The sequence below is a fragment of the Citrobacter sp. CF971 genome (assembly GCF_006385635.1).
GTDB lineage: Bacteria > Pseudomonadota > Gammaproteobacteria > Enterobacterales > Enterobacteriaceae > Citrobacter > Citrobacter freundii.
The window spans coordinates 2,810,113-2,829,998 of sequence record NZ_CP041051.1; the positions used below are offsets into that span (position 1 = coordinate 2,810,113).

20 protein-coding genes are annotated in these 19,886 nt (G+C 48.8%); 10 read left to right on the forward strand and 10 right to left on the reverse strand.

Annotated features, from left to right (window positions below; translation table 11 throughout):
- Nucleotides 1–92: 92 nt before the first annotated feature.
- The 3 genes from prc to E6P06_RS17020 form a co-directional block, all read right to left on the reverse strand.
- Entirely contained in the window at nt 93–2,141 is a 2,049-nt protein-coding gene (gene prc / locus E6P06_RS17010; protein ID WP_049002329.1) for a carboxy terminal-processing peptidase, read from the reverse strand.
- 19 nt (nt 2,142–2,160) lie between these two features.
- Nucleotides 2,161–2,847: an RNA chaperone ProQ gene (gene proQ, locus E6P06_RS17015; protein WP_003034957.1), complete on the reverse strand. Its 687-nt coding sequence runs from the start codon at nt 2,845–2,847 to the stop codon at nt 2,161–2,163.
- A gap of 96 nt (nt 2,848–2,943) precedes the next feature.
- Nucleotides 2,944–3,441 carry a GAF domain-containing protein gene (locus E6P06_RS17020; protein WP_003034953.1) on the reverse strand — a complete coding sequence of 166 codons (498 nt, stop codon included), beginning with the start codon at nt 3,439–3,441 and terminating at the stop codon, nt 2,944–2,946.
- Between the two features lie 128 nt (nt 3,442–3,569).
- Between E6P06_RS17020 and yebS the strand changes: the two genes are divergently transcribed.
- The 5 genes from yebS (at nt 3,570) to E6P06_RS17045 (ending at nt 9,587) form a co-directional block, all read left to right on the forward strand.
- A complete protein-coding gene (gene yebS / locus E6P06_RS17025) occupies nt 3,570–4,853 on the forward strand; it encodes a membrane integrity lipid transport subunit YebS (RefSeq protein WP_139935480.1) in 1,284 nt (427 codons plus the stop codon).
- Nucleotides 4,822–7,455, forward strand: a complete 2,634-nt coding sequence (locus E6P06_RS17030) for a PqiB family protein (RefSeq protein WP_016150396.1) — start codon at nt 4,822–4,824, stop codon at nt 7,453–7,455. The genes yebS and E6P06_RS17030 overlap by 32 nt, the downstream gene beginning before the upstream one ends.
- A gap of 112 nt (nt 7,456–7,567) precedes the next feature.
- Complete coding sequence (gene rsmF, locus E6P06_RS17035) at nt 7,568–8,956, forward strand: 16S rRNA (cytosine(1407)-C(5))-methyltransferase RsmF (RefSeq protein WP_199996021.1); 1,389 nt, start codon at nt 7,568–7,570, stop codon at nt 8,954–8,956.
- A 100-nt stretch (nt 8,957–9,056) separates the two neighbouring features.
- A complete protein-coding gene (locus tag E6P06_RS17040; RefSeq protein ID WP_029139506.1) occupies nt 9,057–9,293 on the forward strand; it encodes a YebV family protein in 237 nt (78 codons plus the stop codon).
- Between the two features lie 102 nt (nt 9,294–9,395).
- Nucleotides 9,396–9,587: a YebW family protein gene (locus tag E6P06_RS17045; protein ID WP_003034941.1), complete on the forward strand. Its 192-nt coding sequence runs from the start codon at nt 9,396–9,398 to the stop codon at nt 9,585–9,587.
- Here E6P06_RS17045 and pphA read toward each other — a convergent pair whose 3' ends face one another.
- The 5 genes from pphA to E6P06_RS28010 form a co-directional block, all read right to left on the reverse strand.
- Nucleotides 9,588–10,229 (reverse strand): protein-serine/threonine phosphatase, encoded by a 642-nt coding sequence (gene pphA / locus E6P06_RS17050; protein WP_003034937.1) that lies wholly within the window; start codon nt 10,227–10,229, stop codon nt 9,588–9,590.
- A 412-nt stretch (nt 10,230–10,641) separates the two neighbouring features.
- Nucleotides 10,642–10,980 carry a YebY family protein gene (locus tag E6P06_RS17055; protein WP_003034934.1) on the reverse strand — a complete coding sequence of 113 codons (339 nt, stop codon included), beginning with the start codon at nt 10,978–10,980 and terminating at the stop codon, nt 10,642–10,644.
- 20 nt (nt 10,981–11,000) lie between these two features.
- Nucleotides 11,001–11,873, reverse strand: coding sequence for a copper homeostasis membrane protein CopD (gene copD, locus E6P06_RS17060; protein WP_003844135.1), 873 nt, complete (start codon nt 11,871–11,873; stop codon nt 11,001–11,003).
- A 3-nt stretch (nt 11,874–11,876) separates the two neighbouring features.
- Nucleotides 11,877–12,251 carry a CopC domain-containing protein YobA gene (yobA, locus tag E6P06_RS17065; RefSeq protein ID WP_003844136.1) on the reverse strand — a complete coding sequence of 125 codons (375 nt, stop codon included), beginning with the start codon at nt 12,249–12,251 and terminating at the stop codon, nt 11,877–11,879.
- Nucleotides 12,252–12,509: 258 nt separating this feature from the next.
- Complete coding sequence (locus E6P06_RS28010) at nt 12,510–12,719, reverse strand: hypothetical protein (RefSeq protein ID WP_003844137.1); 210 nt, start codon at nt 12,717–12,719, stop codon at nt 12,510–12,512.
- 154 nt (nt 12,720–12,873) lie between these two features.
- Between E6P06_RS28010 and E6P06_RS17075 the strand changes: the two genes are divergently transcribed.
- The 4 genes from E6P06_RS17075 (at nt 12,874) to E6P06_RS17095 (ending at nt 16,302) form a co-directional block, all read left to right on the forward strand.
- Complete coding sequence (locus E6P06_RS17075) at nt 12,874–13,464, forward strand: hypothetical protein (RefSeq protein ID WP_019076532.1); 591 nt, start codon at nt 12,874–12,876, stop codon at nt 13,462–13,464.
- A 492-nt stretch (nt 13,465–13,956) separates the two neighbouring features.
- Nucleotides 13,957–14,148, forward strand: coding sequence for a hypothetical protein (locus E6P06_RS17080; RefSeq protein ID WP_008322661.1), 192 nt, complete (start codon nt 13,957–13,959; stop codon nt 14,146–14,148).
- A 319-nt stretch (nt 14,149–14,467) separates the two neighbouring features.
- Complete coding sequence (locus E6P06_RS17090) at nt 14,468–15,370, forward strand: diguanylate cyclase (RefSeq protein ID WP_003844140.1); 903 nt, start codon at nt 14,468–14,470, stop codon at nt 15,368–15,370.
- Between the two features lie 353 nt (nt 15,371–15,723).
- The gene (locus E6P06_RS17095) at nt 15,724–16,302 is read left to right on the forward strand and encodes a recombinase family protein (RefSeq protein ID WP_071684716.1); all 579 of its coding nucleotides are present in this window, start codon (nt 15,724–15,726) and stop codon (nt 16,300–16,302) included.
- A gap of 313 nt (nt 16,303–16,615) precedes the next feature.
- Here the strand turns inward: E6P06_RS17095 and E6P06_RS17100 are convergent, their stop codons facing one another.
- Entirely contained in the window at nt 16,616–17,308 is a 693-nt protein-coding gene (locus E6P06_RS17100; RefSeq protein WP_071684717.1) for an inovirus-type Gp2 protein, read from the reverse strand.
- 444 nt (nt 17,309–17,752) lie between these two features.
- On the reverse strand, nt 17,753–19,504 hold the full coding sequence (locus E6P06_RS17105) for a recombinase family protein (protein WP_019076528.1): 1,752 nt from the start codon (nt 19,502–19,504) through the stop codon (nt 17,753–17,755).
- A 148-nt stretch (nt 19,505–19,652) separates the two neighbouring features.
- On the opposite strand from E6P06_RS17105, the gene E6P06_RS17110 reads away from it, so the two are divergent.
- On the forward strand, nt 19,653–19,883 hold the full coding sequence (locus tag E6P06_RS17110) for a DNA polymerase III subunit theta (protein ID WP_003034925.1): 231 nt from the start codon (nt 19,653–19,655) through the stop codon (nt 19,881–19,883).
- Nucleotides 19,884–19,886: the final 3 nt, after the last annotated feature.

A 19,886-nucleotide genomic window follows, 5' to 3' on the forward strand; every position in this document is an offset into this window, starting at 1 on the left:
AGAAAGACACAACTTTACATTTTATCGTATCAGGCTGACGTCTTCATGCACTTGTTAAAAAAACAGGCACAATTTCTTGTGCCTGTTCGAGGTTATTGACTGGTTGCGGGCTGTTCCGCTGGCTTCTCTTTCTCAAGATGCGCCAGGTCGAGCGCGATTTTTACCGTTTCATCCAGGTACGGATCCGGCTCCTGGTAATCCTTCGGCAGATCGTCCAGTTTCTTCAATGGCGGTTTGCCTTCACGTTTAAACCGATCGTTGATACGCGCCAGACGCATTGCGTCATCTTCGTTATTCTCTTTTTCACGCTGAGCGTAATTCAGAGAAGCGATGTTGCGCTTATCCTTCATCGCATTGAAACGCGCAATGTCCTTCATGATGTACTGGAATTCAGGATCTTTGGCAATACGTGCATTGTGCTCTTTCAGCAATTCAGGTCCGAACGGCGTCAGATTATCTGACTTAGTGTAGGTCGCAGCATCAATGCTGTCCCACGGCAGTGCGTTATCTTCAAACTTCTCGCCGGTTTCAGTTTCTTCATTACCTGTCGGCATGATGATATCCGGCGTAACGCCCTTACGCTGCGTGCTGCCACCGTTTACGCGGTAGAATTTCTGTATCGTATACTGAACAGAGCCCAGCGCAGGCCATTCCGGTCGTAGCATCTGATCGTAAATACGGTTCAGGGAGCGATACTGCTGGACGGTGCCTTTCCCAAAGGTCGGTTCACCAACGATCAACGCTCGGCCATAATCCTGCATTGCCGCCGCGAAAATCTCTGATGCTGAGGCACTGAAGCGATCGACCAATACCACCAGCGGGCCTTTGTAGTACACAACGCCGTCGGTATCGCTGTCTTCACGCACTTTACCGTTATTATCACGAACCTGAACCACCGGGCCGGAAGGAATGAACAGACCGGAAAGCGAAACCGCTTCAGTCAGTGCACCACCACCGTTGGTACGCAGATCGATGATAATACTGCTGACATTTTGTTTTTCCAGTTTCTGCAGTTGGACTTTGACATCATCAGTCAGACCTACATAGAAGCCAGGAATATCCAGTACGCCAACTTTTTCTTTACCAACGGTTTTCACGGACATTTTCACGGCGCGGTCTTCGAGACGAATACGTTCACGCGTTAGCGTCACGGTGCGCGTCTTGGTACCTTTACCGGCAGGCAGAATTTCAAGGCGTACCTTGCTGCCTTTAGGTCCTTTGATCAGTGCCACGACGTCATCCAGACGCCAGCCAATCACATCGACCATGCCCTTGCCCGTCTGCCCGACGCCGACAATACGATCGCCAACGCTGATCGACTTGCTCTTGGCTGCCGGGCCACCTGCCACCATGGAGTTAATGACGGTGTAGTCATCATCCATTTGCAGAACCGCGCCAATACCTTCCAAAGACAAGCTCATTTCCGTATTGAACTGCTCGGTATTGCGCGGAGAGAGATAGTTAGTATGCGGGTCGATTTCACGGGCGAACGCTGTCATCGCCAGTGAGAACACATCTTCGCTGTTGGTCTGCGCCAGACGGCGAATCGCAAATTTATAGCGGCGCGTCAGCGTTTCGCGAATTTCCGCATCGGTTTTACCCGTCAGCTTCAGGCTGAGTTCGTCAAATTTAACCTTACCGTCCCACAGCGCATTAAGCTCTGCTTCGCTCTTCGGCCACGGCGCTTTGCTTCGGTCGAGGTTAAACGTGTCGTTACCGGTAAAATCCATTGGACGTGCCAGTACGCTTAATGCGTACTGATAACGTTCAAATCGGCGTTTTTGCGCCAGATTATAGAGATCGTAAAAGACATCCAGCTTGCCGGTGCGTAGTTCATCGCCGAGGACCGTTTTCTTTTTTGCATACTGTTCGATATCGCTCGCCAACAGCACATTGTGGCTGTAGTCGAGCAAATTCAAATAGCGGTCAAAAATTTTTGCCGAAAACGCCTGATCCAGATCGAACTGGCGATAGTGTGATCGCGTAAAACGCGACGTCACACGTTCGCTTACCGTCGCATGCTGGGTTTCTTCCTTTAAAACGGGGATTTGATCGGCACGCGTGATGTCTTCCACAGCAAGTGCCTGGCCTGCTAATGCAAGCAGACCAGCTAACGCAGTAAGCCTAAAAAAAGTGTTCATGCCAGGCCTGGCCTCCGTTTCAGAACACCAGGTGTTCTGCGCGTACAATCAAAGACATACCCGAATTCAGCTGTACACGGACGCCATCTTTGGTGATTTCTAATACGGTGGCATCCATCGCATTATTTCCTGCTTTCACCTTCAGAGACTGCCCTACCGTCAGTACTGAAATATCAGATACCGGGGTATGCTGTTCTTCGCGAGGAGCACGCGGTGCTTTTGCTGCTGGTTTTTCAGCGCGAGGTTTACGCTCTGCACCTTCTTTACGACGCGGTGCAGGACGCGGCTTACGCTCGCGACGCGGTGCGCCTTCTTTTTCACCGGCAGCAGCAGCCGCTTCGCGTTTTTTCGCCTGTTGCTCTGCGCGTTGCGCCTGAACACGGGCTTTAGCTTCTTCCAGCTGTTTGCGCGCATGTTCAACATGTTGTTCATCCAGCTCACCACAAGGGTTGCCGTCGAGATCAACACGCGTTGCGCCCAATTTAACGCCGTACAGATAGCGCCAGCTTGAAGTATAGAGACGTAAGGCAGAACGGAGCTGAGTCTTGCTGAGGTTCATTTCGCCCTCAACACGCTCTACCAGATCCTGAAAAATGCCAATTTTCAGTGGGCGCGCTTCGCCTTCCGCACTAAAACACTGCGGGAAGCGTTCGGCCAGAAACGCGATGACTTCTTTACTGCTATTCAACTTAGGTTGATTTTCCATGAAATTTCCTGATTACAACGGACGTAGCCAACAAGCGCAGGCATGAACAGGCGACATTATAATGACGTCATCAGTAATTGCTACGTTATCCGTTGATTATCCTGCGACGTGCGCAAAGAATTTTTTGTAATCCGTCGTTGCAAGCACGGTTTCAAGCTGTGCCACCAGTGTACGCAGACCTTGTTCATCTTCCTCAGTAAAGCGGCCAAACGCCGTGCTATCGATATCCAGCACGCCGATTATCTGATTTTCGACGGTGATTGGCAGGACGATTTCAGCGTTGCTGGCGGCATCACAAGCAATGTGCCCATCAAAAGCATGTACGTCCTCAATACGCTGAACCTGGTTCTGCGCCACTGCTGTACCGCACACACCACGCCCTACCGGGATCCGCACGCAGGCAATTTTGCCCTGGAAGGGACCAAGCACCAGCGTATCGTCCTCAAGCAGGTAAAAACCGGCCCAGTTCACTTCTGCAAGACGCTCGTACAACAATGCGCTGGTATTCGCCAGCGTTGCCAGAAAACTGGTTTCACCTGCCATCAATGCCTGAAAATCACGGTTCAGATCCGTGTATAGCTCTATTTTGTTCATTATGTAATCACTTAGTTGTCTTACTTAAAACTGCAGCCTACTAAAATAAACATTAAATGCGTTAATGCTCAAGATCATTCCCGTCATGAGTTAAGATAACATTACTTCAACAATTTGATTCGCGATACATGGCCTTAACGACACCACGCATCACGCCAACTAAAAAAATAGCCATCAGGTCCATCGGTGAGGCACTACCTCGTGCACATTATCATCGCTGCCCTGAATGTGACCTGATATTTAGCTTGCCTAAAATGCGTTCGCACCAAAGTGCCTTTTGCCCACGCTGCCAGGCAAAAATTCGTGACGGACGCGACTGGTCATTAACGCGACTTGCGGCAATGGCTTTCACCATGTTGCTGCTGATGCCCTTTGCCTGGGGAGAGCCACTCCTGCACATCTATTTATTAGGCGTGCGCATTGATGCCAATGTTATGCAAGGCATCTGGCAAATGACCCAACAAGGTGACCCCCTCACTGCTTCTTTCGTGCTTTTTTGCGTCGCTGGCGCGCCGCTAATTCTCGTGACCTCAATTGCTTATCTGTGGTTTGGCAATATTCTTGGGATGAACCTGCGCCCGGTGCTGCTGATGCTGGAAAGGCTCAAAGAGTGGGTGATGCTCGATATCTATCTTGTGGGCATTGGCGTCGCGTCAATCAAAGTTCAGGACTATGCTTTTTTGCAACCCGGTGTGGGACTGTTTGCTTTTATTGCGCTGGTGATCCTCAGTATTTTGACGCTGTCGCACCTCAACGTAGAGCAGCTTTGGGACCGATTTTACCCGCAAAGACCAGCCCGTCGCCCTGATGAAAAGCTCCGCGTCTGCCTCGGTTGTCACTTTACAGGTTATCCGGACGCTCGGGGTCGCTGCCCTCGTTGCCATATCCCGCTGCGCTGGCGCAGGAATCAAAGCATCCAAAAGTGTTGGGCGGCGCTACTGGCCTCGATTGTCCTACTTTTGCCTGCTAATCTGCTGCCCATCTCGGTAATTTATGTCAACGGTGGTAGGCAGGAAGACACTATCCTGTCAGGCATAATGTCTTTGGCAAACAGCAACGTCGGCGTGGCGGCGATCGTTTTTATCGCCAGTATTCTGGTGCCATTCACCAAAGTGATTGTGATGTTTACGTTGCTCATCAGCATCCATTTTAACTGCGAGCAAGGATTGCGTACCCGCATAAAACTGCTGCGTATGGTGACCTGGATTGGCCGCTGGTCGATGCTGGATCTCTTTGTTATCGCTTTAACCATGTCGCTGATTAATCGCGATCAGATACTTGCTTTTACTATGGGACCGGCTGCGTTTTATTTCGGCGCGGCGGTAATATTGACTATTCTTGCTGTGGAATGGCTGGACAGCCGCTTACTTTGGGATGCACATGAGTCAGGAAACGCCCGCTTCGCAGACTGAAGCGCAGATTAAAACAAAACGCCGTATCTCTCCGTTCTGGCTGCTGCCGTTCATTGCACTGATGATCGCAGGATGGCTTATCTGGGGAAGCTATGAAGATCGCGGCAATACCGTAACCATTGACTTCATGTCCGCGGACGGCATTGTACCAGGACGCACGCCCGTTCGTTATCAGGGCGTTGAAGTGGGCACGGTGCAGGATATCAACCTCAGCAAAGATCTGCGTAAAATTGAAGTCCGCGTCAGCATCAAATCGAGCATGAAAGATGCACTGCGCAAAGATACCCAGTTCTGGCTGGTCACGCCGAAAGCGTCGCTGGCCGGAGTTTCGGGTCTGGATGCGTTGGTTGGTGGTAACTATATCGGCATGATGCCCGGAACCGGCGAGGAAGAAGATCATTTCGTTGCCCTCGACACGCAGCCCAAATACCGTCTGGATAATGGCGATTTGATGCTGCATCTGCGGGCGCCTGACCTCGGTTCGCTCAATAGCGGTTCGCTGGTTTATTTCCGTAAGATTCCGGTGGGCCGGGTGTATGACTACACTATCAACCCCAACAATCAGGGCGTAACTATCGACGTGCTGATTGAACGTCGGTTTACCAATCTGGTGAAAAAAGGCAGCCGCTTCTGGAACGTCTCCGGTGTGAATGCGGATGTCAGCCTCAGCGGCGCGAAGATCAAACTGGAGAGTCTGGCCGCGCTGGTCAATGGCGCCATTGCTTTTGATTCGCCTGAAGACTCAAAACCCGCCGCAGCCGACGACACGTTTGGTTTATATCAGGATCTCGCGCACAGCCAGCGCGGGGTGATCGTCAAGCTTGACTTACCCAGCGGGGACGGACTCAAAGCTGGCTCAACCTCGCTGATGTATCAAGGATTGGAAGTCGGTCAACTGACCAAACTGGATTTAAATCCAGGCGGTAAAGTCACCGGCGAAATGACCGTCGATCCCAGCGTCGTAACGCTGCTGCGCGACAACACGCGGATTGAATTACACAGCCCTAAATTATCGTTAAACGATGCCAATCTCAGCTCACTGCTGACGGGTAAAACGTTTGAACTGGTCCCCGGCGAAGGCGAGCCGCGTAGCCAGTTTGTGGTTATCCCCGCAGAGAAGTCGTTGTTACACGATCCAGGGGTCATGACATTTACGCTCACCGCACCGGAAAGTTACGGTATTGATGCTGGCCAGCCGCTGATTCTCCACGGCGTACAGGTCGGTCAGGTGATTGAGCGCACGCTTTCCAGCAAAGGCGTTTCATTTACCGTTGCCATCGAACCGCAGCATCGTGACCTGGTGCAAGGTGACAGTAAGTTCGTGGTCAACAGTCGCGTGGACGTCAAAGTCGGACTTGATGGCGTGGAGTTCCTTGGCGCCAGCGCCAGCGAGTGGCTCAGCGGCGGCATTCGTATTTTGCCCGGTACGAAGGGGGAAATGAAAAAAAGCTACCCGCTGTATGCCAACCTGGAAAAAGCGATTGAAAACAGCCTGAGCGATCTGCCAACCACCACGGTCAGCCTGAGCGCCGAAACGCTGCCTGATGTGCAAGCCGGCTCGGTGGTTCTATACCGCAAATTCGAGGTCGGTGAAGTGATCAGCGTTCGTCCTCGCGCCGATGCATTTGATATCGATCTGCATATTAAACCGGAATATCGCAACCTGTTGACCAGCAACAGCGTGTTCTGGGCCGAAGGCGGAGCAAAAGTTCAGCTTAACGGCAGCGGATTAACCGTACAGGCATCTCCCCTTTCACGCGCGCTTAAAGGGGCAATTAGCTTCGATAATTTAAGCGGTGCCAGCGCCAGCCAACGCAAAGGCGACAAGCGCATTCTGTATGCTTCGGAAACCGCCGCGCGTGCGGTAGGCGGCCAGATAACGCTGCATGCGTTCGATGCAGGTAAACTCGCTGCTGGCATGCCGATTCGCTACCTGGGAATCGATATCGGCCAGATTCAGACGCTTGAGCTGATCACCGCCCGTAACGAAGTGCAGGCAAAAGCGGTTCTGTACCCGGAATACGTGCAGACCTTCGCGCGAAGCGGTACCCGTTTCTCCGTGATCACCCCGCAAATTTCGGCAGCTGGCGTGGAGCATCTGGATACAATCCTGCAGCCGTACATCAACGTTGAACCCGGACGCGGTAATCCGCGACGTGATTTTGAGTTGCAGGAAGCCACCATTACCGACTCTCGCTACCTCGATGGTCTGAGTATTGTGGTGGAAGCACCGGAAGCAGGTTCGCTGAATATCGGAACCCCGGTTTTGTTCAGAGGTATTGAAGTGGGGACTGTCACCGGGCTGACGCTGGGCTCGCTTTCCGATCGTGTGATGGTTGCCATGCGCATTAGCCAGCGCTATCAGCATCTGGTGCGCAACAACTCCGTGTTCTGGCTGGCATCCGGCTACAATCTTGACTTCGGCCTGACCGGCGGTGTCGTGAAGACCGGTACCTTCAATCAGTTCATCCGCGGCGGCATCGCCTTCGCGACTCCACCAGGCACACCGCTGGCTCCTAAAGCGCAGGCAGGTAAACACTTCCTGTTGCTCGAAAGCGAACCGAAAGAGTGGCGTGAATGGGGAACTGCCCTGCCACGATAATCTCTCCCCTTGCTCCGGCGTACTCGCGCCGGAGCACTTATGCTACACTGCGCACCTGTTTTTTTGCCGGTGGTACCAAGTGGCTTATTTTCCCGACGCCTTTCTGACTAAAATGCGTGAAGCAATGCCTTCCACGCTCTCATTCGATGATTTTCTCGCTGCCTGTCAGCGCCCGTTGCGCCGCAGCATTCGCGTCAATACGCTGAAAATCTCCGTTGCCGATTTCCTCACACTGACAGCACCTTACAACTGGTCTCTCACTCCGGTTCCCTGGTGTGCTGAAGGTTTCTGGATCGAACGCGATGAAGAAGAGTCAGTGCCGCTCGGTAGCACAGCAGAACATTTAAGCGGCCTGTTTTATATTCAGGAAGCCAGCTCAATGCTGCCAGTCGCTGCGCTGTTTGCCGAAGGCAATACCCCGGAACGCGTAATGGATGTCGCGGCAGCCCCTGGCTCCAAAACCACGCAAATTGCCGCAAAAATGAATGATCGAGGCGCCATTCTGGCGAATGAATTTTCTGCCAGTCGCGTCAAAGTTCTGCATGCCAATATCAGCCGTTGCGGGATAGCCAACGTCGCCCTGACCCATTTTGACGGCCGGGTTTTTGGCGCTGCGTTGCCGGAATCATTTGATGCCATATTGCTCGACGCCCCGTGTTCCGGGGAAGGCGTAGTGCGTAAAGACCCCGATGCGCTAAAAAACTGGTCACCAGAAAGTAATCTGGAAATTGCCGCGACTCAGCGCGAACTGCTCGACAGCGCCTTTCACGCTCTGCGCCCCGGCGGCACGTTGGTTTACTCCACCTGTACACTTAACCGTGAAGAAAATGAAAACGTCATGCAGTGGTTGATTGAAACCTACCCGGACGCCGTCGAGTTTTTACCACTCGGCGATTTATTTCCACAGGCCGAACGCGCTCTGACGCCGGAAGGATTCCTGCATGTGTTTCCGCAAATTTACGATTGCGAAGGTTTCTTCGTTGCGCGTTTGCGCAAAACAGCCGCCATCCCTCCACTACCTGCGCCGACATATAAAGTCGGTAACTTCCCGTTTAGCCCGCTGAAAGGACGCGAGTCCGCGCTTGTCGCGCAAGCCGCGAGCGCTTGTGGACTGCAGTGGGAAGATAATTTACGCCTGTGGCAGCGCGATAAAGAGATTTGGCTATTCCCAACAGAAATTGAGCCACTGATCGGCAAAGTCCGCTTTTCCCGACTCGGCGTCAAATTAGCTGAAACGCACAATAAAGGCTACCGCTGGCAGCATGAAGCCGTCATCGCGCTCGCCAACCCAAATCACAGCCATGCGTTTGAACTGACGCTTGCCGAAGCTGAAGAGTGGTACCGCGGTCGGGATGTCTACCCACAAACCGCACCGACGAGTGACGACGTACTGGTTACATTCCAGCATCAGCCTATCGGTCTGGCAAAACGTATTGGATCGCGACTGAAGAATAGCTACCCACGCGATCTTGTCCGGGATGGCAAACTCTTTACGGGATAACGCACGTTTTTACTGGCGCTTTTGCTAACGTTGACTACGCTGAAAAATGGACGACCTAACTGGTCGTACCACAATTAGCAAATTAACGGAGAGCACGATGATGAAAACCAGTGTGCGCATTGGCGCTTTTGAAATCGACGACGCCGAGTTACATGGCGAATCGCCGGGGGACCGAACGTTAACCATTCCGTGTAAATCCGACCCGGATTTATGTATGCAACTGGATGCCTGGGATGCCGATACCAGTGTCCCGGCCCTGTTGAACGGAGAACATTCAGTACTATTTCGCGAACACTACGATCGTAAGTCAGATGCCTGGATCATGCGCCTTGCCTGATTCAAAAAGAACCCGTCGCCAGACGGGTTATTTCTTGGTCAATTTCCCTCATCTATCAACATCTTCTACACTACAGCTATGGCTTTACCATTTGAGGATGGAATGTTCACGCTGGTTCTTTTTGTGTGCTACCTGGATGGCGGTTGTGAAGATATCGTGGTTGATGTCTACAAAACTGAGCAGCAGTGCCTGATATCGATGGACGATCAACGTATTCGTAACGGAGGGTGTTTACCCGCGGATGACTACATCGATAGTTTCTGGCACCCGGCCCAGGAATACAGCGATTTTTGATTATTGCAGTTGTACCAGCGTTAACTCGCCGCCAAATACAGCACCGGTATCAATATAATGCAGATTCTCGCGATCCAGCCGATGGCGCAACGGCGTGTGGCCAAACCAGAAGTGATCCGCACCGCGAATCCCACAACCGTTGTTCATTAGCCTCGAACGATCCCACAGCACACGCTGTAAATCGATCTTTTTTAGCCACTGATAATCATCATCCGGGTAATCGGCATGAGCAATAACGTGTATGCCGTTTTGACAGTGCAGCTCCAGAATCCAGGGTAATTGCCAACACTCTTCAAGAGCGAATTTCGCTGCCGGTTGCTCCGCCTGCGCATACCACGAGCCACCATTCATTAACCACATGAATTTATCCCCCGTCGCCAGCGCGTCCAGCGCCATCTGTTCATGATTCCCCCTGACCGCGACAATCCAGCGTTTACGCAATAATTTCAGGCAACGCAAACTGTCTGGTCCACGGTCAATAACATCCCCCACTGAAACCAGCAGATCCTGCCAAGGATCAAAACGGTACTGGCGCAGTTTAGCCATCAGTATCGAGAAGCAGCCGTGGATATCCCCAACCACCCAGACGTGACGCCACTGCGTACCGTCGATTCGTTGATAGATATTGTCAGGTCGTCCCATGTCGCCTCCAGAGTACAAGGGTACCTGATTATAATTTTAGCAATGATGGTAAAAAAGCCTGGACGATCGTGGGCAGGAGTATGGTATGGTTTATGGAGAATGCAGCATGCGATAAGCCGTGTTTTGCCCTGGATGGCATCGCATTCGCCACATAAAAAGAGACCGAATACGATTCCTGTATTCGGTCCAGGGAAATGGCTCTTGGGAGAGAGCCGTGCGCTAAAAGTTGGCATTAATGCAGGCTAAGTTACCCTGCCATTTAAGAATAGATGACAGCGCCAGGTTTTCCAGTCCGCGACTAAAGTGGCCGGAAAAAAAGGACGTTTGTTACGCATCCAAACGCAAAAACCGCAAGTTCTCGTGTGAGATCCTTGCGGTTTTTTATTGGAAATCAGAGCGCTACATCTGACAATTAGCAGAGTTTTTCTGCACGCTCCACAAACGGTGCCAGGCTCATTTTTTCGCCCGGTTTCGCCGGATCATCAATCTGGATAATCTCGATCGGCTTTGCCGTGGTTTTACCGCTCTCCATCTGCTGTCTGGCAACATCATTCAACGGGTATTGCACCAGCGTACTGGGATTGATGACATACAGCGCGTTACCCGGGCGGCAGGTCAGCATCACCTCTTCCCGATTAAACGCCCACTTATCTTTGCCAACCTCAAAACGGCTGACGGTAATGACCTGCGGCGCAGCCAGCGCGGCTCCGGAGCTTGCCAGGAGTAATAAAGAGATAATGATTTTTTTCATGCGTTTCGCCAGTCCATCAATCAGAAAGGTTCAAGGGTTGCGAACAGGCTGACAATTGCCAGCACAACGGCTCCTATACCCCATTCCAGCTTGGTCATCCAAATAAAATAGAGAGTCATGCCGCGGTTATCCTGCCGCATGCGTGGTACCAGAACATACCGATTCACCAGCGCAATCGCCACCATTAGCATGACCAGGGCACCTTTTAACAAAAGCAGCCGCCCGTAAGCCATGTGCCAGGGAACAGAAAAACCGACAATAAACAGCGCATTCATAATACCGGTAAGTAAAACACCAATAACAAAAAGATGCCCGTAGCGGGAGAAACGCATCATGGTGCTGATGGCCTGTTCTCGCCAGCGGCCATGCGCCATTCGCATACAGTAAAGTACGGGTAGCAGGCCACCGAACCAGGCGGCGGCGCATATCAGATGCAAGGCATGGTTAACCTGCTGGATTGCCCCAGTAATACCACTATGCAGCGTCGCATGCCCGACGCCAGCCAGCAAAATAAACTGCGCAATCGTCAGCATTAACAGCCGTCGCGGCATGCTACGCGGTACGATAATAACCACCACCAGAGTGACCAGCGCGAGGATAATCTGCCATAACCAGACGCCGCCAAACTGCGTTTGCAACACCGCGCCCCATACATCTGTAGAGATAACATCCCGCCAGCCTGAGCCCATTAACCCGCCCTGGATCGCCAGCATCAGCGTCGCGCTGATAAAGCTCCACGCTGCGGCATGCCGTTGCAGACGCAAAAAACGACGCATCATTAAACGACGAACCGAAACGGGAGCCAGCCATGCGCCGTAAAGCGCACAGCCAAACACCAGCATCAACGTGGTAAAATGGATAAACCGTAATGCAACCCAGGTAAATGCCAGCATCGGTTATTTCACGCTAAAGGTATATTGCCCCTTCGTCTTGTGACCATCCACGGAAACAACGTGCCAGTCGACCGTATATTTTCCTGCTTCAAGTGTTTGATCAAGCGGAACAATCAGCTGCGTTTTGTCCTGCTCACTGCGTGACGCCTTGCCCGTTTTGATCTGTTCTTTGTTTGGACCTGTCAGCGTTGCGCCGCTGAATCCCGGCTCTACGCCTTCAGAAAAATTCAGCGTCAACGCCTGAGGGGATGCCGCAACCTCGGCATTAGCAGCCGGGTTTTGTTTTGTGAGGTGGGCATGCGCCAGGGCGGCGGGCGTTGCCAGCACGCTGGCGAGTACGATGAGAGCGCTGCGAAGCATAGATGCAGATGAAGCCATTTCAACTATTCCTTTTTGTTATGTCTAACCTATAGAGAATAACCTTCTACAATGATCGAGTCGAGAATCATCATTTCGGTCTTGCCATAATTATGTTTGATGCGAATCGTTTAACTACCTGATTTATATTTATTATAAACTCAAAAAGAACCACTACAAGGGCAATTCCTTTAGTCATACATCAGGCGTTCTCAACCCTATGGTTGTAATATATCGCAGACCGTACTCAGTATGTAACCCAATAAAAAAAAAGAAATTTTACTCACTATCGTTTGTATCAAAAGTCTTGATGTAAGGACAGTGTTTCGATTTTGTGATGTAAGTAAACGTATAAATACTATTGCTATACACACATAAGGTTTTCCCGTTCCCTGTGGTTGACTGTTCCGGATTGTTCATGGTCACACGCCCAGCGCCAGCGCTGAAGGTCATTATCAATCCGATAAGTATCGCGGCATATCTTTTCATTTTTCATTCCCCTTGTTGTCATCAGTGCTAACTCAGTGTAAGTGCCGCCATGAAAATACATCAATCGATCAAAAATAATTATCGATTTGATAGAAATTATTCATAGAACTAGTTAGAGTGTATGCATGAGATTTTCACTTCACGGCATGAAAGGATGATGGCTTTGACTACTAACCAAATGAAAAACAATAATCTGTACTTCTATCTCTACATGGCGATTCCAGTCCTGTTCCCGGCTATTTACTTTTTCACCATGAATGATGTGGCTGCTCTCATCGTTTTCTATGTGGCTGCCATCATCTGTGTGATTTTCGACCAGAAGGAAATAGTTAAGGCTGGCAACGAATCCGAACCTCAGTTTGTAGGGTCGGCTCTGGGGATTCTCATTTTTCCACCTCTTTACGTTTACGGGAGGGCTAAAACTGCTGACTTGAAGATGAGCACACGATGGGCGTGGTTCTTCGCATACATTGCAGTTGCGTTGAGTTGTTCCGCCATCACTGTTGTTTTAGATGACAGCGAAACACTTAAGACGAGCGCTTGTGAGATCACGACTTCAATATTCAAAGACAAGGGGAGTGAGGTGAAGTGCCTTGTTGTGGAGGATGTGAAGAAGGTTGCAGACAAAAACTATCGCGCGAAAGCTGTGTTGAGTAATGGCATTGATATGCCCATCACCATTGAAGAGCGTAACGACGATTACATTTATGTGACGTTAGCCCCGCTGAGTGGCTTTCTTGAGTAATAGACCGACGCAGGGGGAGCAATCCCCAAATCTTACCCAGTCTACCGCCACGAAGATTTCAGATGTACCTTATTACCAAATAGCGCACAGAAGAATAATATCCCCGGCACAATGTCTGATCGGCCAGGCCGCTTCTCGCTGCTCATAAACGTAACATTATTGATAAATAAGATTCTCAGGAGGTTAACCCGTAAACCTCCTGAGGGGCAATTGCCCTACGTTACAAAGAATCTACTTGCCTAGTCTAGGCTAAAAGAAAATAACTCACTTTCGTTACAAAAAATATTGATTTCTAGCATCTTTTCATGTGGTCGTGGTAAACGAAGCCCTTTGGATTTTATATTGATTCCCCACTGAAGCACATTGGTACTATAAAGGTACTTCATTATATTTGATCAGGATCTCAATCTCCCCTCCCACAGCATAAAAAATTTATGCTTTAGTGGTAGTCAAACCAGATATTTTATTCTAGTGTGTATTGAGACTAATCTGATGGAAGTTTTTGAAATGGATGATGAAGAAAGACGCTTGTGGAAAAATTTTAGGGATGCGTTAAGGCGCTTATTGGAGCACCCGGACTTAAGCTCTTCACAGAGGGATTACATTCTTAAAAACATCAGAGGATTTGCGCCAGAATATAATGTAATTGATTTGCGTAGTAAGCAACATAAGAAAAAGGAGTAAAAATTCCTGAACCAGCCCCCAGAACCCTTCACCATTATATTATTTTAGACTGGCCCCCTGCTTCTTTTACATCTTTATCATCTGGAATGAAAATTTAATGATATATCTCAAATAATTAACGTCAGAAAGTGGTAATAACATACTTACGGTGACGTTAGTCTGATTCGTAACACGTTGAGTCGCCCCCCCCATACTGCTTTGGAGATGTTGATTCTGATGGTTGTTACAAAACTGTATGTTATCCGCAAGACAAGCATCTATCTTCCTGAGTTCAGCTATGTCGCCAAACTCTATTATTCCAAATCAGAAGGGGTAAGCGATGACATTTAATATTGATGATATTGATGCTTCATTATCCGCATTGAATGCGGCGCTTAAAGAGCATTATCTCCGGGGGGAAAAATTACTGTACCTGATCTTGTTTGGTGATTTGACCGATCACAACATAATAGATAATGATTCTCATCTTCATTGTCAGTTTTGTGAATGGCTGACGTTGCGTATGCGGGGCGATACCCTAGACAGAAATATGGTTTTGAGTATCAGCCGCAATCACGACGCGATGCACAATATTACTCGAATGTTAATGCAGGCTGTAGTATCCGGAACCACGACAAAAGAACTGGTTAGCCAGTATCATGGCTGCCAACTTGCATTTATTGACAGTATAGAGACCTACAGATCCAGTCTCTCTACATTCCGTAACCAGCATGACACCTTAACAGGGTTACCATTACGGCATCTGTTATACCAAGAATATCCATCCTTTCTTGAGCGTTGCCGACGAAACCTGTCCGAATTTTATGTGCTAATGCTGGATATTGACCGTTTTAAAAGCATCAATGATACCTGGGGGCATAACGCGGGCGATGAAGTGCTTAGACTGGTTGCGAGCAGGTTAAGTTCAGCGACTCGCCGTTCAGAGCGTCTTTACCGTTTTGGCGGTGAAGAGTTTATTATACTGCTGGAGACAAAAGGTCGCATGGCCGCTGAATCTGCTGCGGAACGTATCCGTTGCAACCTGAGTAGTTATGAGATCATTATTTCTGGGCAGCTAGTGCATATTACTGTAACGGGGGGACTAACCCGTGTGGAAGCACATGAGGAACTGCATTCGGTAATTGCCCGAGCGGATAATGCTATGTACTACGGTAAAAATAATGGGCGTAATTGTTGTGTGACGGTTATGGCTGATGGAGAGCCGAGTCGGATATCTAGATAGCAGCCTCTAATGCCAGTAAAGTAAATTGTCAAAATATAACAAATAGTTACCTGAAAATATGATATGAGGGTCTGAACATGCCCTGTTATGTTCAGACTCTCCGTTTAAAATATCATCAACAAATTGTCTGATCTGCCAGGCAGGTTCTCTCCGCACGTAAAGGTAACTCTCGATCTTTTACAAATATCATACGGGTGTCACCGCTGGCGTCGAACAGAGTAGTATCAACAATCGAACGTTTTATGATACCAGTAAACCCTACCTTAAATTGGTTTCATTAAATTAGCGTATTGACATTATGATACCATTAGTTAATTATGATACCGTTTTTGATACCAATCAGGGGAGCGATTATGAGCCGTACATTTGCATATTGCCGTGTGTCCACCAGCGAACAGTCAACAGAAAACCAGATTATGGCGATTCGTCAGGCTGGCTATGCAGTGAATGATAGCAGGGTGATATCAGAAACCGTGTCAGGGGGAGTACAGGCAATGCAGCGCAAAGGCTTTGCTGATATGGTGACTCATAAACTGGAGGCTGGGGATCAGCTTGTAGTATTGAAACTGGACCGCCTGGGAAGGGACAACATCGACGTGCAGCAAACCATTACGATGCTGGTGGATAACGGGATTGATGTTGTTTCACTGGATCTGCCTGTGCGTAACCTTTCCAGCGCGGAAGGGAAGTTGATGCTGCAAATGTTTTCTGCGTTTGCAGAGTTCGAAAAATCCCGCATCATTGAACGCACAAAAGAGGGTTTAGTAAGAGCCAGGAAGGAAGGGAAGAAGTTAGGCCGTCCGGTTGCGTCAGATACCCTTCAGCGTGTACAGGAAGCCAGAGCTAAGGGGCTGAGCCAGTCCAAAGCGGCGTTAGCATTGAATTTAAGTCTCCCGACTATCAAACGAAACTGGAACATCAAAGAGGCGTAAGATTTAACCTGTCTTCACTCAGATTCAGATGCTGCCCTGCCAGCGCGTGAGGCTTAATTATGGCTATTTTCGGGTCAATTAATCCGAAATATTCCGGCGACAGTAAATCCAGCGGAGCCGCACACCAGCTTAAATCTACGTGGAAAAGATAGAGATGTGGTGCTATATTTAAAAGTTAAGCCGTGATATGTGAGAGAGGGTATTGTTAAACGCAATGAGCGCTATCGTGAGCGCTTTTTTTGGCGTGGGTAATGCGAAGGTACTGCCTCCTGATTTGAAGGCCGTAGAGAGCGTTACACGAAGGATTTAGCAATTATGGTTTTTTATTGCTCAACTTTGATGTTGAGTGTACCCGATCCCCATTTCCGGTCTGATACTTCCCACGCTCTTTCGCCAGATATGATACCCACAGAAAGGGACCCTTTAGCGTTTCCGGCCTATTTCTTTCGATAACGTAATGATTCGGATATCTTTCCGTTGCTTTTGGCAGCTCCACCAGCGCTGCTTTACCGCCCGTCAGGTCCATCCAGATTTCAACAATACTTCCGGCAATGCCGCTTGTGGGTGTCCCAAGGCGTCTAACCTGTCGATGCGGGAGAGCAATCCAGCAATGATAATGCACCTGCTTTGCTTCCTCTTTCTCCCGTACCCAGCCATAAGCAAAGTTGAGGATCGGTTCTGCTAATCCCTCAGGTCTGTTTAATTTAGACTTCAGACGTTCACGTAGTTTTTTAAACAGGTCGCTTACCCACTTGTTGCCTGTGTCTATTGGGGTATTCTCAGGTAAGCGTAAATCGAAGCGAGAGAAGTAAACCCGGCTGTAGATGGATAGTATTGCATCAAGCTGTTCTGCTATAGGGGTAAGGATATCAAGGCGAACACCAGATTGGTCGGTGGCGTTGATCGGGTAGGCGTAACCATGATGAATGAAAACATCACCTGTGATGACCCTGTAACGCCCGTGTGTATGAACTTTGGTTGTGTAAGGCGTAGCCTGTGTGAGCATTGACTGAATAGATCTTTCTTCTGACACAACAACCCCGTTAGTTATTTATGTAAACAACCCTCGCGTACACACACGTATAAGTTATTACCATCTGACCACCGTAAAACGAAGCAATTACGGGTAGCACAAACCCCATCAGACAAAGGCTAATGGTAAAAAAGATGGATAAAATTTTTTCGAAGAAAGTTTACATGATGTAGATAATCCCAAAATAACAATAGCGCACAAGTCATGGCAGTGCAAAGATTATTTTTAATCTGTGGTATTTTTCGGGTTTGCTTCTGCCATTTTGCCGTTTTTGCGATAACCCAACAAGGTACTTCCCAGTTGATAAGTGCTTTGCTTTGGATCAGTGGGCAGCGCTGACATTCTGGTTACATACGGGCAGGAATTGATGCGTTCTGGCGCGGTCAGAACCAGCAACAGATACCGCCACGACCAATATTATCTTTTCGAGAAAAAGTCTCTTCCTAATGGTTCCGGCAGCCCCAATGCGGCGACCATCCTGTCCGATGCAGCCATGTATCCATCAATATCTGTAGCGTCTAGAGATGTTTCTAGAACATCAGAAAAAACAGCCGCGATCTTTGTATAAAGCTGATCATGCGGCGTCCTAGTAAGCGTATAAGATTTTTCTTTACCCTGCATAACCCCTTGAAAAGTCATGTGGCTATAGTCATGAAATCTGAAATCAATTCTCAAGGCTTTGTCTTTTAATTTTGAAATAGTGATTTCAGGTAGGCACTTTCTTACAACCTCGCGGATTTGCATCCGGTCAGTATGGGTGACATCGCCCAATAGTTCATCTGAAAACAGGCTAAGTGTCTTTATGATCAACTCATCCAACTCATTCTCTGAACCCTGTAGAGCTAATTTCTGTTTCAGGGAGTCCAGTTCTAATAATAGGGATTGCTCACGCTGTGAAAGCACTGCAACTTGTTCTATTAATTCCTGAATCGGTCCAATCGTGCTGATCGCCTGCGCCTGATTGGTTAACTGTTTCTTTACTAACCCCAGTTCAGTCTCTTTAGATTCAATTAATGGCGTCAAATCTTCCGTTTTAGTGTTTCCTAACAGGATACTATGCGTATATCCGTACACCAGAGCACGGGCTGTTAAATTCTCAACAATACTTCCGTTCACTGACCAGACCTTACAGGACGATTTCTGAATTTTTCCATTTGAACAAACATAGCGAAGTCGACCTTCTCGACTATATGCAATCATAGGACCACCGCATAACCCACACTTCAGAACACCTAATCCAGATAAAAGGCTGATCATTTTTTTCTGTTCACCTTGTACAAACTTGTTCCCAGTTCTGATGTCCTGAATACGTGCAAACTGTTCAGGCGTCACCAACGCAGGGTAATACCCATCTAGCTTGTGCTCATAACCTTCAATTGTCAGTTTCTTCACCCCCATTAATGCAGGGTTTTTTCTCATCGTCACCAAGTTAGGGACTGCCCATTTTTTTACACCTTGATCAATCTGTCTCTTTGTCGGTTTTGGGGCTGGATATAAGTCTAAATGTGAATTCAGATATGCAGTGACACGGAAGCAACCCCACCCCATAAGGAACAGCTCTACTGCCTTTTGTGCTGCAACCCAGTGAACCGGATGTGGTTTAACTGCTTCATATTTCGAACCACTCGAGTCAAACCACCACGGATCATTACTCATGTTTTTTATGTTGGTGGGTTGACCTTGTTTAAAACGAGCAACAAGCGCCCTAGCAGTGTTGTTGGTGCGATTCTGTTTAGTTTTAGATTCTTCGTTTGCTCTACTGAACATCAGCAATGAAATCAACATATCTGTAGGATTTTCATTTGCTGATTCCATCGTATAGACGCGCTGATCCATACCTGTTACTACAGTCAAACCTAGATCGAGCAAATCAAGCAATAGCTTTTGTGCAGTCCCTACCCCGCTCCGCGTGAGTCGGTCCAAGTTTTCAATAAAAATGGTTGAATCCTTTTCTATAACCCCATCTTTGACAGCTTGAATAAATGAACCTAAAGCACCATGTGTAATATTTTTACCTTTGAATGCGGATATCCCAGCGTCTCTAATTTCTGCGTATTCCAAGCCATTCTCAGTAGCATAATTGCGTGCAGCTTCTGTCTGCCTAGCTAAAGATGTCCCCACCGTTTGTTTCTGGCTTGACCAGCGGATATAGCTGTATAATTTTTTCATGTAGTGGTGTCTCAGTAGGTCCGTTTCCTTGTGGATGTCACTAGTTTACATCAACTGCATTGATTGGCATCTATTTATATTATGGCTTGCCATTAATGCACACTCTTAGTAACTTTGCGCGCCGAAAGACAGAGAAAAGGAGAAGCCCATGAACATCAATCTGGCCAAACTTGAGCAAGCGGAAATGGATAAGGTCAATGTTGACCTGGCCGCTGCGGGAGTAGCGTTTAAGGAGCGATACAACATGCCGGTTGTTGCCGAAGTTGTTGAGCGTGAACAGCCCGAACATTTACGCGACTGGTTTCGCGAAAGACTCATCGCGCACCGACTGGCATCCGTTTCCCTTTCACGTTTACCTTACGAGCCTAAAGTTAAATAAAAC

What these genes read in the sequence shown, in the direction of transcription:
- prc (WP_049002329.1), bottom strand. Translation starts at nt 2,141, where the DNA reads ATGAACACTTTTTTTAGGCTTACTGCGTTAGCTGGTCTGCTTGCATTA.
- proQ (WP_003034957.1), bottom strand. Translation starts at nt 2,847, where the DNA reads ATGGAAAATCAACCTAAGTTGAATAGCAGTAAAGAAGTCATCGCGTTT.
- E6P06_RS17020 (WP_003034953.1), bottom strand. Translation starts at nt 3,441, where the DNA reads ATGAACAAAATAGAGCTATACACGGATCTGAACCGTGATTTTCAGGCA.
- yebS (WP_139935480.1), top strand. Translation starts at nt 3,570, where the DNA reads ATGGCCTTAACGACACCACGCATCACGCCAACTAAAAAAATAGCCATC.
- E6P06_RS17030 (WP_016150396.1), top strand. Translation starts at nt 4,822, where the DNA reads ATGAGTCAGGAAACGCCCGCTTCGCAGACTGAAGCGCAGATTAAAACA.
- rsmF (WP_199996021.1), top strand. Translation starts at nt 7,568, where the DNA reads ATGCGTGAAGCAATGCCTTCCACGCTCTCATTCGATGATTTTCTCGCT.
- E6P06_RS17040 (WP_029139506.1), top strand. Translation starts at nt 9,057, where the DNA reads ATGAAAACCAGTGTGCGCATTGGCGCTTTTGAAATCGACGACGCCGAG.
- E6P06_RS17045 (WP_003034941.1), top strand. Translation starts at nt 9,396, where the DNA reads ATGTTCACGCTGGTTCTTTTTGTGTGCTACCTGGATGGCGGTTGTGAA.
- pphA (WP_003034937.1), bottom strand. Translation starts at nt 10,229, where the DNA reads ATGGGACGACCTGACAATATCTATCAACGAATCGACGGTACGCAGTGG.
- E6P06_RS17055 (WP_003034934.1), bottom strand. Translation starts at nt 10,980, where the DNA reads ATGAAAAAAATCATTATCTCTTTATTACTCCTGGCAAGCTCCGGAGCC.
- copD (WP_003844135.1), bottom strand. Translation starts at nt 11,873, where the DNA reads ATGCTGGCATTTACCTGGGTTGCATTACGGTTTATCCATTTTACCACG.
- yobA (WP_003844136.1), bottom strand. Translation starts at nt 12,251, where the DNA reads ATGGCTTCATCTGCATCTATGCTTCGCAGCGCTCTCATCGTACTCGCC.
- E6P06_RS28010 (WP_003844137.1), bottom strand. Translation starts at nt 12,719, where the DNA reads ATGAAAAGATATGCCGCGATACTTATCGGATTGATAATGACCTTCAGC.
- E6P06_RS17075 (WP_019076532.1), top strand. Translation starts at nt 12,874, where the DNA reads ATGATGGCTTTGACTACTAACCAAATGAAAAACAATAATCTGTACTTC.
- E6P06_RS17080 (WP_008322661.1), top strand. Translation starts at nt 13,957, where the DNA reads ATGGAAGTTTTTGAAATGGATGATGAAGAAAGACGCTTGTGGAAAAAT.
- E6P06_RS17090 (WP_003844140.1), top strand. Translation starts at nt 14,468, where the DNA reads ATGACATTTAATATTGATGATATTGATGCTTCATTATCCGCATTGAAT.
- E6P06_RS17095 (WP_071684716.1), top strand. Translation starts at nt 15,724, where the DNA reads ATGAGCCGTACATTTGCATATTGCCGTGTGTCCACCAGCGAACAGTCA.
- E6P06_RS17100 (WP_071684717.1), bottom strand. Translation starts at nt 17,308, where the DNA reads ATGCTCACACAGGCTACGCCTTACACAACCAAAGTTCATACACACGGG.
- E6P06_RS17105 (WP_019076528.1), bottom strand. Translation starts at nt 19,504, where the DNA reads ATGAAAAAATTATACAGCTATATCCGCTGGTCAAGCCAGAAACAAACG.
- E6P06_RS17110 (WP_003034925.1), top strand. Translation starts at nt 19,653, where the DNA reads ATGAACATCAATCTGGCCAAACTTGAGCAAGCGGAAATGGATAAGGTC.